16 protein-coding genes are annotated in these 14299 nt (G+C 54.4%); 12 read left to right on the top strand and 4 right to left on the bottom strand.

Translation table 11 applies throughout. From position 1 onward, the window contains the following. Positions 1-3 precede the first annotated feature (3 nt). Both K3F44_RS10510 and K3F44_RS10505 read left to right on the top strand, forming a co-directional pair. On the top strand, positions 4-663 hold the full coding sequence (locus K3F44_RS10510) for a TetR/AcrR family transcriptional regulator (RefSeq protein WP_088523331.1): 660 nt from the start codon (positions 4-6) through the stop codon (positions 661-663). A gap of 66 nt (positions 664-729) precedes the next feature. Continuing rightward, positions 730-1575, top strand: a complete 846-nt coding sequence (locus K3F44_RS10505) for an ABC transporter substrate-binding protein (RefSeq protein WP_088523330.1) — start codon at positions 730-732, stop codon at positions 1573-1575. Positions 1576-1615: 40 nt separating this feature from the next. Here the strand turns inward: K3F44_RS10505 and K3F44_RS10500 are convergent, their stop codons facing one another. From K3F44_RS10500 to K3F44_RS10485, 4 genes are all read right to left on the bottom strand, one after another. Further along, complete coding sequence (locus tag K3F44_RS10500) at positions 1616-2224, bottom strand: TetR/AcrR family transcriptional regulator (RefSeq protein WP_371921252.1); 609 nt, start codon at positions 2222-2224, stop codon at positions 1616-1618. A 38-nt stretch (positions 2225-2262) separates the two neighbouring features. Further along, positions 2263-2664, bottom strand: coding sequence for a thioesterase family protein (locus K3F44_RS10495; RefSeq protein WP_140174185.1), 402 nt, complete (start codon positions 2662-2664; stop codon positions 2263-2265). A gap of 277 nt (positions 2665-2941) precedes the next feature. Continuing rightward, the gene (locus K3F44_RS10490) at positions 2942-4522 is read right to left on the bottom strand and encodes an NAD(P)/FAD-dependent oxidoreductase (RefSeq protein WP_088523328.1); all 1581 of its coding nucleotides are present in this window, start codon (positions 4520-4522) and stop codon (positions 2942-2944) included. Between the two features lie 17 nt (positions 4523-4539). Beyond that, positions 4540-4938: a RidA family protein gene (locus tag K3F44_RS10485; RefSeq protein WP_140174186.1), complete on the bottom strand. Its 399-nt coding sequence runs from the start codon at positions 4936-4938 to the stop codon at positions 4540-4542. A 347-nt stretch (positions 4939-5285) separates the two neighbouring features. On the opposite strand from K3F44_RS10485, the gene K3F44_RS10480 reads away from it, so the two are divergent. The 10 genes from K3F44_RS10480 (at position 5286) to K3F44_RS10435 (ending at position 14090) form a co-directional block, all read left to right on the top strand. Then, positions 5286-6074: an aspartate/glutamate racemase family protein gene (locus K3F44_RS10480; RefSeq protein ID WP_088523326.1), complete on the top strand. Its 789-nt coding sequence runs from the start codon at positions 5286-5288 to the stop codon at positions 6072-6074. 55 nt (positions 6075-6129) lie between these two features. Then, complete coding sequence (locus K3F44_RS10475) at positions 6130-6918, top strand: SDR family NAD(P)-dependent oxidoreductase (RefSeq protein ID WP_088523325.1); 789 nt, start codon at positions 6130-6132, stop codon at positions 6916-6918. Beyond that, positions 6915-8099, top strand: a complete 1185-nt coding sequence (locus K3F44_RS10470; protein ID WP_088523324.1) for an acyl-CoA dehydrogenase family protein — start codon at positions 6915-6917, stop codon at positions 8097-8099. Before K3F44_RS10475 ends, K3F44_RS10470 begins: the two co-directional genes overlap by 4 nt. Next, positions 8096-8908 carry a polysaccharide deacetylase gene (locus K3F44_RS10465; RefSeq protein ID WP_042571931.1) on the top strand — a complete coding sequence of 271 codons (813 nt, stop codon included), beginning with the start codon at positions 8096-8098 and terminating at the stop codon, positions 8906-8908. The genes K3F44_RS10470 and K3F44_RS10465 overlap by 4 nt, the downstream gene beginning before the upstream one ends. Before the next feature lie 15 nt (positions 8909-8923). Continuing rightward, a complete protein-coding gene (locus tag K3F44_RS10460; protein WP_042571930.1) occupies positions 8924-9406 on the top strand; it encodes a MaoC/PaaZ C-terminal domain-containing protein in 483 nt (160 codons plus the stop codon). A 45-nt stretch (positions 9407-9451) separates the two neighbouring features. Then, the gene (locus K3F44_RS10455; RefSeq protein ID WP_088523322.1) at positions 9452-10951 is read left to right on the top strand and encodes a class I adenylate-forming enzyme family protein; all 1500 of its coding nucleotides are present in this window, start codon (positions 9452-9454) and stop codon (positions 10949-10951) included. Further along, positions 10944-11840: a nitrilase-related carbon-nitrogen hydrolase gene (locus K3F44_RS10450; protein ID WP_088523321.1), complete on the top strand. Its 897-nt coding sequence runs from the start codon at positions 10944-10946 to the stop codon at positions 11838-11840. The genes K3F44_RS10455 and K3F44_RS10450 overlap by 8 nt, the downstream gene beginning before the upstream one ends. Before the next feature lie 176 nt (positions 11841-12016). Then, positions 12017-12784 carry an amino acid ABC transporter ATP-binding protein gene (locus K3F44_RS10445; protein WP_220634175.1) on the top strand — a complete coding sequence of 256 codons (768 nt, stop codon included), beginning with the start codon at positions 12017-12019 and terminating at the stop codon, positions 12782-12784. Next, positions 12784-13431, top strand: coding sequence for an amino acid ABC transporter permease (locus K3F44_RS10440; protein ID WP_088523319.1), 648 nt, complete (start codon positions 12784-12786; stop codon positions 13429-13431). The genes K3F44_RS10445 and K3F44_RS10440 overlap by 1 nt, the downstream gene beginning before the upstream one ends. Further along, a complete protein-coding gene (locus K3F44_RS10435; RefSeq protein ID WP_088523318.1) occupies positions 13431-14090 on the top strand; it encodes an amino acid ABC transporter permease in 660 nt (219 codons plus the stop codon). Before K3F44_RS10440 ends, K3F44_RS10435 begins: the two co-directional genes overlap by 1 nt. The last annotated feature ends 209 nt before the right edge of the window (positions 14091-14299 follow it).

The raw sequence follows: 14299 nt of genomic DNA, 5'->3' as shown, positions 1-14299 counted from the left end.
TTTATGTACAACGGCATCCTGTTGTACGAGGTTGGTGGTATCAATATGGGAAGTCTTGCCAGTTCGTTCGCCACCAATGCCAATATTGATAGCGGCTCGTGCAAGTCGGTAGCTGTACGGCGCACCGCATTGGAATTATTTGCGACTAAAGGGTTTCAGTCTGTCAGCCTCCGGCAGCTCGCCGATGCTGTGGGAATCCAGGCTGGCTCTTTGTACAACCACATTGAGAGCAAACAAACTCTTTTGTTTGATTTCATTGAGGAGCTCGACTCGTTGTTGTTACATGCGATCACGCAGGAACTCAAAAGTCGCCGCAATGCTATCAGTGCGCTCGAAGCCTTCGTCAAAACATACATGACCATTGCGCTTGAAAATCGCTCCCTTTATGTGTTGTCGCGACGTGAAACCTGCAATCTCTTGGCTGAACAGCAGGCAGATATCAACCGAATTCGAGTTCGAGTTGTCGAGCTCTTGTCTGGCGTTATCGCTTTAGGTCGAACGAGGGGCGTCTTTCATGCCCAAGATGACCGCATGACTGCAGGGACGATTTGCGCCACTTTGGATGGGGCGCTCACCAAGGAGTGGGGAAGCGACGTTTGCGTAGCCTCTCTGGTCAAGCAGATCCAGAAGTTCGTACTTCAAGCCGTTTTGAGCAAGCAGTAGTTTACGCGAGCGAAGCTTTGCTGAAGCTCACGTTCCCTCGGTTAATTCATAAAGCTAGGTGAGACGATGAAAAATAATAGCATCAAAGGTCTGCTGGGCATGGGCGCTTCGGTTCTGGCACTAGCCATTTCGGCTTCTGCGGTGGCGGAGGAGTGCAAACCTCTGTATACCTTCAAAACCATCACGCCTGGCGAGTTGACCGTGACTTCGGTAGTGCTCCCGCCGTTTGCCTATGATGATCAGGCCCGTCGATTCAGCGGGGTCGACGGGGAAATTGTTCAGCAGATCGCAAAGGACAGCTGCCTGAAGGTCAATCACATCGTCACCGATTCTGCCGCTTCGATTCAGTACGTCGTGGCCTCTCGATCCGACATCTCCGTCGGCGCTTGGTATCGCACCTTCGAACGCTCCAAGGTCATGGGTATCTCCGACCCAGTGTATTTGGAGCAGACCGCCATTTACTCGCGTGATGGCGCCGATACGTTCGATCAGCTCAAGGATCGCAAGGTTGGCACTGTGACTGGCTACCTTTGGGTTCCGGAGTTGAAGAAACTCTACGGTAACAAGCTTTCTCTCTATCCGAACGCTGTGGCGCTTTCTCAGGATCTGAACAGTGGCCGAATCGACGCTGCGGTCAACACCTATGCAATCGGCGCTGAAAGTCAGAAGAAGGGCGGTGTCGGCAAGGACATTCAGATCAAGGTCGCGAAGCCGGACGAAAAGGTGAAGTCTTCAGTGTATCCGGCACAAACGGCGTTTATCTACAACAAGGGCAATCCTGAGCTGGGCGCCGCGATTAACGCAACCATCAAAAGCTTGCGCGAGTCGGGCAAGCTGGCGAGCCTGCTGACTGACCAGGGTCTGAGAGCAGATGGCGCGGACGTGGGAGAGCCCCGTTACGCCGACCAGTAAGTGTGTTGAAACAAAAAGCGCCTCTTGTGAGGCGCTTTTTTTATGTTCGGTAACCGCCGGCCATCATGTCGACGTAGGTCTCAGCAATCTCCTGCGCACTCATCTTGCCATTCTCATCGAACCAAGTGTGCAGCCAGTTACACATGCCTAGGAACCCGCTCACTGCAATGTGTGTGGGCACTGGTTTGAAAAAGCCTTCCTCCACACCGCGCTGATAAACGCCCTCGATCATCTTATCGTATTCGCGCTTACGCTTGCGAATGACCAGGCGTTGCGACTCTTCAAGCTCGCTCTCGTCGCGGAAGTAGATCGCCGTCCAATCTTTGCGCTGCATCACGTTCAGTGCGTGCTGGCACAAGATCTTCTTGAGGGTCTCATCAGTCGGCAGGCCTTCCTGCAAAATTCCCACGATCGTGTCTTCGTAGCACTGGTGCATGCGATTGAAGATCTGCCACAAGATCTCATTTTTGTTTTTAAAATAGTAGTAAACGACCGACTTCGTATAGCCTAGGCTGGCAGCAACATCATTGATGGTGATGGCGCGGAACCCTTTATCAGCGAACAGGGTAGCTGCAGATGCAAGGATTTCATCCTGGACGTAGGCTTGTTTTTTTTGCTTTAGTTGGTCGCGCAAATCGACAGTATTCAAGGTAACCACCTGGATAGAGGTTTAAGATCGCTAGGCAGTTAGATTCTGCTCACGGCTGCTTCTTTGATGTCACTCGGTATGGACTTTGAAGTCCGCTGCTCCAGATCGAAATAGACCGACGTCATTTGGATTTCTGCGCACAGCTCATCCTTGGCGCTGTACATCTGATGACGAGTGACAATGGAAGAGTTGCCGACTTTTTCGACAGTGCTCGCCACCTTGAACAGGTCACCGACCTTCAATTCAGCTCTGTAATCAATTTCGTATCGAACATCTGCCCAGCCTTCCTTGCGCTCGAAGCGCCAATCGGCGTTATAGCCCAACGAGTGGATCAGGTGCCAGAAGGCCTGGTCGAACGCTGCAACATAATACTGCACGGTCATATGTCCCATTGCATCCGTTTGCGCAGGGTAAACAACACCTCTGTACGTGATTTCCATTCAGTCATCCACTCGGTTCTGGCGTGCGATAGAGAGCGACTGAAGTGGTACTTCACGCTCATTGGTTGTCCATTGTCAGTTTTATAGACCGATACGTCAAATTTTTTATCTTTCTAGTCTGGTGCCCGTAAGCCCGCGTTTGTGGGGTCGTGGGCGTCCAAAGGGGTCTAATGTCCGAGCAGAATAGCCGGTAGGGAAGGGCGGGGAAGGAAGCGGCGGAGCAGAGGTGATGGTGCAAAGCCCCCTCCAACATGCAGAGGGGGAATCCACACCGCGATTAGATTTCGCTAAGAATAACCTGCGCAGCATTGTGGCCAGGAACACCGGTGACACCACCACCGGGGTGAGTCGATGCACCACATTGATACAGCCCAGCGATCGGCGAGCGATAGTCTGCGTAATGGGCGATAGGCCGACGGAAGAAAATCTGGTCGATGCTCAACTCACCATGGTGAACGTGCCCGTCTGGAAGGTCGAACATTGCCTCCAGGTCAGAGGGCACGAGAACTTGTTTATGTAAGACAAGTTCGCGGAAACCAGGTGCATAGCGTTCAATCTGATTGACTACGATGTCGAACAACTCTTCCTTGGTCGTTTCGTCCCAAGGCCTGCCATCTCGAAGCGCGTAAGGCACATGACCGCCTAGTAGGCTCAAGGTGTGTTTGCCTGCAGGGGCTGCGGTCGGATCGAACACGCTTGGGGTCAAAATCCACATGTAGGGATGCTTGGCCATCTCACCGTGCTGGGCCGACTCGTACGCAGTCTGCAGTTCTTCTAGATTTTCCGCGATCGTGATTGAGCCGGGAGTCTGGTTATCCGAAGCCTTAAGGCCCTGCCACCTGGGCAGGCCGGACAGCGCCATGTTGATCTTGAAGGTGCTCGCTTTGGTGCGAATTCGTTTCACGGCATCAATGACTGCCGGCGGCAAATCTTGAGGTTTGAGCAAGCGCAAGAACAGGGTTTTTGCGTTCGCATTGCTGACAACAGCCTTGGCGTGGATGACCTCACCATTATCGAGGCGTACGCCTACGGCGCGTTTGTCTTTGACAACGATCTCTTTCACGGGAGCGCTGCAGCGGATAGTGACACCGTGATCCAGGCATGCTTGCTTAACCGCGTTGGCCAAAGCGCCCATACCGCCTTTGACCAGGCCGCCTGGGCCGGCCTTAGTGGTGCCGTCGCGAAGATAGGGTCGAGCGAGCACATAGGCAGTGCCAGGAACCATCGGGCCAATGTTGCCGCCGCTGCCAGAGGTGTAGCACCCAAACATTGTGAGCACTTGAGGGCTCTCGAACCAACGGCGGAGGAAGTCGTGGCAGCTCAGCGTCAGCAGATCCCAGATGTCGTAAAACATCGGGCCTGCCGCTTTCATACGCCACAACAGGGCGGCTGATTTGGTCAGGTCTTTTACCTTGCCCGTCGCGATATCAACAGGCACCTCAAACAGCAGCTTGCGAAGATGGCCCACCAGTTTCTTCATGTGCTCTACATAAGCCGGGTAGACGTCAGCGTCCTTGTCTGAGTATCGGCGGATTTCGGCGCACATCCGGTCTACGTCTGCCCAATGTGTGACGACTGAGCCATCTTGGAATGGATGAATACCGGGAGGGGTCGGAATCACTTCGACGCCGTATTTGGGCAGGTCAAGGTCAAGCATGATTTTGGGCTGCATCAACGACATCCAATAGGATGCAACCGAAAGGTGGAAGCCGGGCCACAGTTCTTCCGTGAGGGCTGCTCCGCCTACGATATTACGTCTTTCGACCACACAGACCTTTTTCCCAGCTTTGGCCAGGTACGCAGCGCATACCAGGCCGTTATGGCCGGCGCCGACAATCACAGCATCGAATTGAGACATTCTGGCAGCTCGCTTATTTACTTCGGTTGACGTGGTACTACTGCGAAGCCATCGATTTCGATCAAAACGGCTGGGTCGTAGAGCATGGGTACGGTAACCAGAGCGCTGGCCGGTGGGCACGCCTCGTTCACGTAAGAGTTTCGCACTTTCTTGAAGATGGGAAGCATTGACGGCTCGAAGTGCGCGACGTACGTAGTCAGCTTCGCGACTGCCTCAAAGCCCACGCCAGCTTCGGCGAGAGTTGCCTTCAGGTTTTCAAATACCGCGCGTACCTGAGCTTCGAAGTCGCCCTCTACAACATCGCCATTGATATCGGTTGGGCAATGGCCGCTCAAAAAAAGGATTTCGCCTTCGCCCGAGAGGGTGGCGGTGGATACGCCTGGGAAGCCTGCGCCCACGTTTACTGCCTTGATCATCCGTTGCTCCTCACATCATTTTGGAGTTGGAGGTATGAGTCACCTCTGATTGTCCGGCCATACTAAAAAACTGACCGATGGGTATAATCTATACAACAGACCGGCACGGTGCAAGAGGCGAGTCAGCAGATTCACGCTGCACTGATCTGGCGCGGGGCGTCGCTAATTGGTGCGTTCTGGGCCTTTCCGAGATCGGGTACGCAGAGGCGTATCGAGACGATCGTGACCTATTGACACGTCGCAAGATTCAATCATACTGACTCGACGGTCTAATTTTTAATACGGCTGGTAGGTTTTTCCGAAAGCTCCGTTCGAGGCGGGGCTATAACAACAGCGGAGCTTTTCCTATGGGTGTTCGCGTCAATTTCATCAACCCCTTCGGTACGTCTGCCTATAACGGGTTGATCTCTGAAACCCTCACGCCGTACCTCAATCAGGGGAACGAGCTGGTGGTCACCAATACTGAAAACGTTCCCGAGAACTGCGACTGGTGGTACCCCAAGCACCTCGTAGAAGAAGAGCTTTTTGAGTGTGTGATCCAAGCTGAGAAAGATGGCTTCGATGCCGTGATCATCGGTTGCTGCAACGACCCAGGCGTGCGCGCAGCTCGTGAGCTGGTGGACATTCCCGTAATCGGGCCTCTTGAGGCTGCGATGCAACACGTAAGCTATTTTGGCTACGACTATCTGCTCGTGACTGATCACCGGAAGTCAGCGGCTTACATGACCGACCTCGTGAAAATCTATGGTGCCGAGCAGAAGTGTCGCGATGTCCGTTACATCGACTGGCACATCACCGACATGATCAAAGACCTGGAAGGCGTTGCCCGTGACGCACTTTCGGCGTCCGAACAAGCCCGTGAGGTTGGCGGCGTGGAAGCGGTCATTCTGGCCTGCACCATCATTTCTGCAGCCACAGAGAAATGGTTACTCAGCAATGGCCAGTACCGCGACCCCACCATCCTTAATCCCAACACCTTCGCGCTGAAGATGGCGGAATCGCTCGGCCTGCTGAAGCAAATGGGTGCATATGGCATCAGCCGCATCGGTTACTACGAGCAGATGACCCAGAAGCGCCCAGAAGAGTTTGCTGCGGTTCGTGAGCGCTTCGGGCGTCGTCAGCGCTTCGCTAAATAATTCTGTCTGAAGGGCTGCGTCCTTCGACTCAGCCCCTGATGATGTGGAGATAACTATGTTTGACCTCAGAGGCCGCGTAGCGGTCATCACAGGCGGTGAGTCCGGTATTGGCTTGGCGCTTTCCAAGACATTTGCCGCTGCCGGTGTGAAAACGGTTATCGGTGGAATTCTCGCCGAACGCGGTGAAGCCGTTGCCCGTGAACTGGCGGAGACTGGCGCCGAAGTCCGGTTCGTCAAGGTAGACGTTCGTAACCAAGCAGACGTTGAAGCGCTTGTGCAGAGCGCAGTCGACCAGTATGGCCGCATCGACATCCTCGTAAACAATGCCGGGGTTTTCGACGGGATGGCTGATGTCGAGGAGACCACCGAGAACCTCTGGGATCACATGGTCGATATCAACCTTAAAGGCACCTTCTTTGGCTGCCAGGCCGCGATCAAGCACATGGTCAAGCAGAACTACGGGCGAATCATCAACACCTCGTCCATTGGCGGGCTGATTGGCGGCGCAGACGGCGCGTCGTATACCGCTTCGAAATTTGGTGTGGTGGGTCTGACCCGTCAGATCAGCAACACCCATGCAAAGCACAACATCACCGTCAACGCAGTCTGCCCTGGTGCGATCGACACTGATGTGCGTGGCAACTCGGCTGCAATCGTCAGCTCTGCTGCAGAGTTCATGAACCGTGGCGTCGGTGCGAATCCTGAGTGGATCAACCGAATCATTCCGGCGCAGCGCAAAGGTACTGCACAAGAGATCGCGAACCTCATTTATTTCCTGGCCACTGAAGAAGCGAGCTACATCACTGGCCAAGCTATTGCCGCAGACGGAGGGTGGACTGCATGAGCCAATTCAACGACTTTGATGATGTCGAGAAAGAGATTCTCGAAACCGTCCGTAAGTACATCGCCAAGGAAGTTCGGCCTAACGTTCAGCAGCTTGAACTGAGCAAGACCTTTCCTGCAGAGATGCTGGCCGCGATGAAAGAAATGGGCCTGTTCGGCTTGGCCATTCCGGAAGAGTATGGCGGCTACCAACTGCGGTTGCCGGTTTTCGCTGCCGTGATGGAAGCCATCGCTGCTGGCTGGACAACTTTGGCTGCCTTCATCAACAGCCACTGCACGGTTGCTTATGCCATCAGCAAGCATGGTACTGAAGAGCAAAAGCGCCAGTACCTCCCTCTCATGGCAACCGGGGAACACCGTGGCGCGCTGTGCCTGACCGAACCGGCAGCCGGTTCTGACTTGCAATCGATCACCACCGTTGCTTCCGCAGACGAATCGGACTTCGTGCTCAACGGCACCAAGATCTTTGTGACCAATGGCGAGCGCGCCACGCTGCTGCTGACATTGGCTCGTACCAGCGTTGACGCTGGAACCGGTCGTCCACGCTCCAGCTTGTTCTTGGTCGAAAAAGCCTTCCCTGGCGTTACCGTGGAAAGCGAATTCCACAAGATGGCCTATACCCAGGTCGACACCGTCGAGATCCTGCTCTCCAAGGTCAAAGTGCCTGCGACTGCGGTTGTCGGTGGTAAAACCGGTCTGGGCATGCGCCACCTGCTGGACTCGCTCGAAGTCGGTCGTATTGCCATCGCTGCCAGTGCCGTCGGTCTGGCCGCCAATGCCCTTGCCGAAGCCAAGCGTTATGCAAGCGAGCGCAGTTCGTTCGGCGTGACCATCGACCAGCATCAGGCCGTCCAGCTTCGTATGGCGGACATGGCTACCAAACTGGTCGCCGCTCGCCTGATGACAGCAGAAGCGGCTCGTGCGAAGGAAGCAGGTCATCGCGCTGACATGCTGTCGGGTATGGCCAAGCTCTTGGCCAGTGAGTCGGCTAAAGAAATTTGTGAGGACGCGCTGCGTATTCACGGCGGCTACGGCTATATCAACGAATTCCCTGTTGAGCGCCTGTACCGTGAGGCCCCGCTCTACATCGTAGGTGAAGGTACCAACGATATTCAAAAGATCGTTATCGCCCGTCGCATCATCGACGGTAGCGAAGTGGACGCTCTGGGGCTGCCAGCATGACCACGACCGTCTGCTTGACCTTCGACTTCGATGGCGTAGCCATCTGGCTTAGCACCTTCAAGCAAGTGTCGCCTACACCGCTGTCGCGGGGTGAATACGGCGCGAATGTGGGTATGCCGAGGCTCCTGGATGTTCTGAAACGTCGTGAGGTGCCGGCCACCTTCTTCGTGCCAGCGCACACTGCAACCTCCTATCCAGACTTGGTGAAGCAGGTTGTAGCGGACGGTCACGAAGTCGCGTGCCACGGATTCTTGCATGAGTCCCCGGTGAACCTTGAGCTCGCCGAGGAGCGTGAGCTTTTGGCCAAGAGCATCAAGGTATTGCAAGACGTCACTGGGGTGCGTCCTCAAGGTTATCGCTCGCCCGCTTGGGACTTGAGCCCGAACACCATTCCTTTGCTGGAAGAGTTCGGACTTCGTTACGACAGCAGCATGATGTCTAACGACTTTGAACTGTTCTATGCACGTACTGATGATGTCCTTACCGAAGAAGGTTTCACAAAAGGCCCCGAAAGTTCGGTGGTCGAGTTCCCTGTTGCTTGGGAGCTTGATGACTATCCGTACTTCCAGTTCATGGTCAAGCCGATGAACACCGGCAATCGCCTGCCTGCGGATGTATACAAGTACTGGGCTGCCGAGTTTGATGCCGCACGCGCTCAAAACGGTGTGTTCACTTTGACTTGCCATCCGGAAATTATTGGGCGCGGCCCACGTATCAAGATGTTGGAAGAATTGATCGAGTATATGCAGAGCTTCGATGATGTTGTGTTCTCGACCATGATCAACGCTGTACCCCTGATTAATAAATAAACGCTGGAGATAATCATGACTGCTGCTGTTAAACAAGAAGCTGGTATCGGCCAAAACGCTCTCTACTTCGACGAGCTGTATGAAGGTCAAGAGTGGAACTCCCCACGTCGCACGATCACCGAAGCTGACATCGTGATGTTTGCAGCACTCACCGGTGACCATAACCCGGTGCACACTGACGAGGAGTTCGCCAAGAACACCGTATTCGGCGGTCGCATCCTGCATGGCCCAGCTGGTTTCGCTATCGCAACCGGTTTGGAAAGCCGTCTCGGCATTAAGGAAGGCACTGCAATTGCGTTCCTCGGTATGACCTGGGATCTGCGCGGCCCGATCAAGATCGGCGACACTATCCATGTCAATCAGAAGGTTGGCTCCAAGCGCGAAACCAAAAAGCCAGGCGTGGGTATTGTGAACTTCCAGGTGGCTTTGGTGAACCAGCGCGGCGAGTCGGTTCAAGAAGGCGAGTGGAAGGTCATGATGCACTGCAAACCAGAGTAATTGGTTTGGCCGCCCGCTAACGTACTATTTTTGAGGTTTTGCAAGATGATCGTAGGTTTTGTTGAAGAGCACGCTACTGAGCGAAGCGACAGTGTGGCTTTGCGGTTTGATAACAAAGTGCTCAGTTATAGTGCGTTGGCGCGCGAAATTGATCGAGCTGTTGTCCTGTTGAAAAACGCAGGCGTCAGTGCTGACACCACCATCGCGGTTTACTGCGAGAACAATATTGAGATCATGGTGTTGTACTACGCCATGTCGAAGATGGGCGGAACATTCGTCCCGATTAATGCGGTGCTCAGTGCAGCTGAAGTCAGCTACATCCTTGGCCACGCAGATGTGAAATTCTTATTCACTGACAAAAAGCTGCACGAGAATGCCGTTACGGCAGTCAGTGATACAGCCTGCAGTCTGATTGAAGTCAGTGAATTTTTCAGCAATACCATCGCTGGTAGTGAAGAGGTTGAGCAAGTTGAGGCGATCAAGAACGACTTTCTGATCATCTACACCTCGGGCTCCACTGGGGTACCCAAAGCGGTTCTCTACAGTCAGCCGGCTGAGGTGGCAGGCAACGCTTCCCTGATCGATATGTGGTATGTCACGCCAAGTGACAAGCTGCTGGTCGCACTCCCGCTGGGCTTCCTTTACGGACTATCGACCGCAGCCTCTATGGCGCTGCAGGCCGGGTGCGAGACGATCATCCAGCGTCGGTTCCACCCGCGAGAAGCCCTTGAGGCCTTCGTCCAGCATGGCGTCACCGTGTTCCAAGGTGTGCCAACCATGTTCTCCATGATGCTGGAATACGCAGAGCAGAACGGGCTGGACTTCGACTTGTCCTCCATGCGCGCTGTCATCTCGGCGGGCGCTCCATTGGCAAGCGACCTGCGCGCCCGCTTCAAGAGCAAGTTCGGTGTCGAGATCCAGGACTATTACGCACTCACTGAGGTGCGACCGGTATTTGGCAAATTTTCCGGGGATAGCACCCCAGTGCCTGCAGGCGCGATCGGCAAAGCAAGCCCTTGCGTATTGATCAAGATTGTTGACGGTGACGGTCAAGAGGTTGGCCCAGGCGTGACTGGCGAAATTCTGGTGCGCGCTCCAGCTACCACCTCTGGCTACTACAAGGCGCCTGAAGTGAGCGCTGCCGCCTTCGTTGACGGCTTCTTCCGCACCGGCGACCTTGGGCATGTCGATGCTCAAGGCTTCTATTACCTGACTGGCCGGATTAAGGACATCATCATCAAAGGCGGAGCCAACATTGCCCCGGCTGAGGTAGAGGAGGCGTTGTTGTCTCACCCACAAGTCGTGCAGGCCTCTGTGATTGGCGTTCCAGACCAGAAGTTCGGCGAGCTGCCTGTTGCGTACCTCGTCGCTGCTCAAGGGACTCAACCTAAGCCAGAAGATCTGGCTGAATACTGCCGTTTGGTGCTGGCTGAGTTCAAAGTGCCAAGTGAATTCATTGCGCTGGCAGAGATGCCACTTGGAAACACCGGCAAGATCGACAAAAAAGAACTGCTGAAGCTGTGGAAGGGGAAAGCACATGTCTGACAATTTGAAAGTATCCGTTTCAGTATTCCGTATCCAGCACTACCAGCAGTTTGCGCAATTTGCCGAGCACGTTGAGCGCTTCGTTGTGGATGCCAAGGCTGCAGGCAGCCGGGTATTGGTTTTGCCCGAGTTCTTGGCAATGGGCTTGCTGTGGACTCATGGCACCGCTGCTGAAATCGACAACTCCAAAGTTTCGGACTTCTACCGTGAAGTGTTCAGCCCGATGCTCCCGGAATTCCAGCATCTGATGTCTGCTTTGGCGAAGAAACACGACATCTACCTGGTGGGCGGCACCTTCTGGCATGAGGAAGACGGTAAGGGTCTTAACAGCGCCTTCGTGTTCAGCCCAGATGGCTCCCAGTTGCGTCAGGACAAGATTCACCTGACCCGTGGGGAGCGCGCCATCAACAGCACAGGTGGCGAAACCCTGTCGGCGTTCGAGATCGATGGCGTGAAATGCGGTTTGTTCGTCTGTTATGACGTGCAGTATCCGGAGCTCACCCAAGCATTGGTGGCTGAAGGCATCGAAGTCCTGTTCGTGCCGACCCTGACGGAGAAGCGCGGGGCTTGGCGCAGCTGGTACAGCGCACACGCTAGGGCCCTCGAAAACCAGATCTATGTTTGCGTTTCACCACTCGTAGGCAATCTGGGCATTCCAAACGACTACCCAGTTAATGGGACGGGTGAAGCATTCATCGCTTGCCCGATCGACAACCGGATGAATGTCGAGGACGGTACCTACGCGGTTTCCGATTTCAGCGAGGGTGAGGAGGGTTTGATCCATGCAGATCTCAACCTCGCCACTCTGCGACTGTCCCGCGAGCGTGGAGAGGTTCGGCACCTCAAAGACCGCCGACCTGAACTTTACAAAAGTTTTCAAGCTAATTGATTGTTAGCGCGCGGGGCAGGTATGCCCCGCATTGAAGATAAGAAAATAACCCGCATAACCTCGAACAGGGATTGTATTTAGCAATGCTGCCGTGATGTGCCTCGACTCCAGGTCAGGCATAGAGATTCAGTTAATAAGACAGAGAAAAAATGACTAAAGTCGCGCAGATAAAAGACATGAATCGCCGAGAAAACGCCTCACCTATCCTGACTGTACAAGGCCTAGGTAAGTCCTTCGGTTCCGTTCGAGTGCTCCATGACGTTGACTTCTCGATGGCATCGGGCGAAGTGGTGGCGATCATTGGCCCTAGTGGTTCGGGTAAAAGCACCTTTCTGCGATGCATCAACCAGCTTGAACCGCCAACAGAGGGCACCATCTGCATTGGTGGGCAGACGATCGATGCTAGCAAAGGAGCCACGAAGCAACAGCTGGCTTTTCTGAACCGAAAGCTCGGGATGGTCTTTCAGTCTTTCAATCTCTTTCCTCACCTTACCGTTCTGGAGAACGTGAGCTTGGCCCAGCGCCGCGTGCTGAAACGCAGCGCCAAGGAAGCTGACGAGCGTTCCATGCAGCTCCTGACGCGGGTAGGCCTAGCCTCGAAAGCCAACATGTACCCTTCCCGGTGCTCCGGTGGCCAACAGCAGCGGATTGCGATCTCGCGCGCCCTGGCTCTCGATCCTGAAGTCATGCTCTTCGACGAGCCGACCTCTGCACTTGACCCCGAAGTTGGACTGGAAGTACTCGCGGTCATGCGTGAGCTGGCCAACGAAGGTATGACGATGATTGTCGTGACGCATGAAATGCGCTTCGCAGAAAACGTCTCTGATCGCGTGGTGGTAATGGCTGATGGCGGCATCATCGAGCAAGGGCGCAGCGTCGATGTCATGCGTAATCCCCAGCACCCACGGGTACAACAGTTTCTGACCGCCGTGAGGGATCGGTGATGGAAACAAGTCAAATTTTGGCGGCGATGCTCGCTGCCTTGCCCTGGACGATCGCCCTCACCGCCGGATCGTTTCTGGGGGGAGCGATCCTGGGGATTCCGATCTGCGCTATGAGGATCTCCAAGCACAAGATCCTTCGGAATATCGCCATCGCGATCATTCTGACCTTGCGCTCAATTCCGCCAATTGTTTGGCTGTTCTTCATTTTCTTCGCATTCAGCCAGTACGTGATTCAGCTAAGTCCATTCGTGGCAGCGATCATCGGTTTGGCATTGATCACCTCCGCTAACATGGCCGAGATCTATCGTGGAGCGTTGAGTGCAGTACCGAAAGGGCAGTATGAAGCTACAAAGGTGCTGGGGTTGAGTACCTGGCAGAAGTACGTCCATGTGATCGTTCCCCAGGTAGTACGGATCTCGGTTCCAGCGGCGAGTACCTATTGTATCGGCCTGCTGAAAGACACCGCCATTGCGTCCACTATCGGTGTGTCGGAACTGGCTCAGGTCGCAAACCATATCTCTCAGGAGACATTCCGAGGCCTGAGTGTGTACGCCATCGCGGGCCTACTGTACTTCGTTGTGAGCGTTGTTATGGCCCTGCTGTCGCGACAGCTTGATATTCACCTTCGTGCAAAGGTTGAACGGTAATGGAGCTCATTGACCGCTGGATTGAGTGGTTCCCTCAACTGATGGATGGCTACTGGCTGAGCCTGCAGGTCACCGCCATCAGCCTAGTGATAGGGATTCCGTTGGGGTTGTTATTCGCGCTGTGGGTAGGATCGAAAAAACGGCTCAACCGTGCACTCGCGCTCATCTTCATCGAGGTCGGACGCGGAGGGCCGGTGCTGATCCTGCTTCAGTTTTTTTACTTCGGACTGCCTAGCGCTGGCCTCACGCTGCCTTCTTTCACCGCATCAATCCTTGCGTTGGCTTGGAGTACCGGTTCGTACACCAGTGAAATCATTCGCGGAGGACTGGGGGCAGTACCTCAGGGCCAGCGAGAGGCGGCTCGCACCTTAGGACTCAGCAGCTGGGATGCATTAAAGATCATAATCTTGCCTCAAGGGATGAGGATCGCTCTGCCGCCACTGCTTGGCTTTTCTCTGGTGATCCTGCAAACCACATCGTTGTGCTTCACTATTGCGCTGCCCGAACTTGTCGGCGTGGCCAATGACATTGGATCTGCATCCTTCGAATATATGTCGGTATTGTTGCTAACCGGGCTGATGTATGCGGCGGTATGCGTACCGGCGACCGTGTTCGTAGGGCGTTATGAAAAGCATTTATCTCGGTACGAAAGTGCCTAATAAATAGCGGCTGATGAGGTTGACTAACAAAAATACCACTTGGTATTGTTAGTTTGCATCACTGCTGCGTTGGCATATTAGCTTGGGAGCTTTCCCGCCTTATGTACCAGCATATAGGTCAGGCTTTTTTGCCGCTGCTCGTCTCTATCTTCGTTTTGGGGCTCCTGCGTTAGTATTTATTAGCGTAGGTAGCCCATTTTTTTTGAACG

This window comes from Pseudomonas sp. S07E 245, from assembly GCF_019599025.1.
In the GTDB taxonomy this organism is placed as follows: domain Bacteria; phylum Pseudomonadota; class Gammaproteobacteria; order Pseudomonadales; family Pseudomonadaceae; genus Aquipseudomonas; species Aquipseudomonas shirazensis.
Note: the sequence above shows the minus strand (reverse complement) of the source record. Positions and strands in the feature narration are given on the sequence as shown.

Bases quoted from the DNA above. Each gene is read 5' to 3' on its own strand.
- K3F44_RS10510 (WP_088523331.1), top strand. From the start codon at position 4: ATGTACAACGGCATCCTGTTGTACGAGGTTGGTGGTATCAATATGGGA.
- K3F44_RS10505 (WP_088523330.1), top strand. From the start codon at position 730: ATGAAAAATAATAGCATCAAAGGTCTGCTGGGCATGGGCGCTTCGGTT.
- K3F44_RS10495 (WP_140174185.1), bottom strand. From the start codon at position 2,664: ATGGAAATCACGTACAGAGGTGTTGTTTACCCTGCGCAAACGGATGCA.
- K3F44_RS10490 (WP_088523328.1), bottom strand. From the start codon at position 4,522: ATGTCTCAATTCGATGCTGTGATTGTCGGCGCCGGCCATAACGGCCTG.
- K3F44_RS10485 (WP_140174186.1), bottom strand. From the start codon at position 4,938: ATGATCAAGGCAGTAAACGTGGGCGCAGGCTTCCCAGGCGTATCCACC.
- K3F44_RS10480 (WP_088523326.1), top strand. From the start codon at position 5,286: ATGGGTGTTCGCGTCAATTTCATCAACCCCTTCGGTACGTCTGCCTAT.
- K3F44_RS10475 (WP_088523325.1), top strand. From the start codon at position 6,130: ATGTTTGACCTCAGAGGCCGCGTAGCGGTCATCACAGGCGGTGAGTCC.
- K3F44_RS10470 (WP_088523324.1), top strand. From the start codon at position 6,915: ATGAGCCAATTCAACGACTTTGATGATGTCGAGAAAGAGATTCTCGAA.
- K3F44_RS10465 (WP_042571931.1), top strand. From the start codon at position 8,096: ATGACCACGACCGTCTGCTTGACCTTCGACTTCGATGGCGTAGCCATC.
- K3F44_RS10460 (WP_042571930.1), top strand. From the start codon at position 8,924: ATGACTGCTGCTGTTAAACAAGAAGCTGGTATCGGCCAAAACGCTCTC.
- K3F44_RS10455 (WP_088523322.1), top strand. From the start codon at position 9,452: ATGATCGTAGGTTTTGTTGAAGAGCACGCTACTGAGCGAAGCGACAGT.
- K3F44_RS10450 (WP_088523321.1), top strand. From the start codon at position 10,944: ATGTCTGACAATTTGAAAGTATCCGTTTCAGTATTCCGTATCCAGCAC.
- K3F44_RS10445 (WP_220634175.1), top strand. From the start codon at position 12,017: ATGAATCGCCGAGAAAACGCCTCACCTATCCTGACTGTACAAGGCCTA.
- K3F44_RS10440 (WP_088523319.1), top strand. From the start codon at position 12,784: ATGGAAACAAGTCAAATTTTGGCGGCGATGCTCGCTGCCTTGCCCTGG.
- K3F44_RS10435 (WP_088523318.1), top strand. From the start codon at position 13,431: ATGGAGCTCATTGACCGCTGGATTGAGTGGTTCCCTCAACTGATGGAT.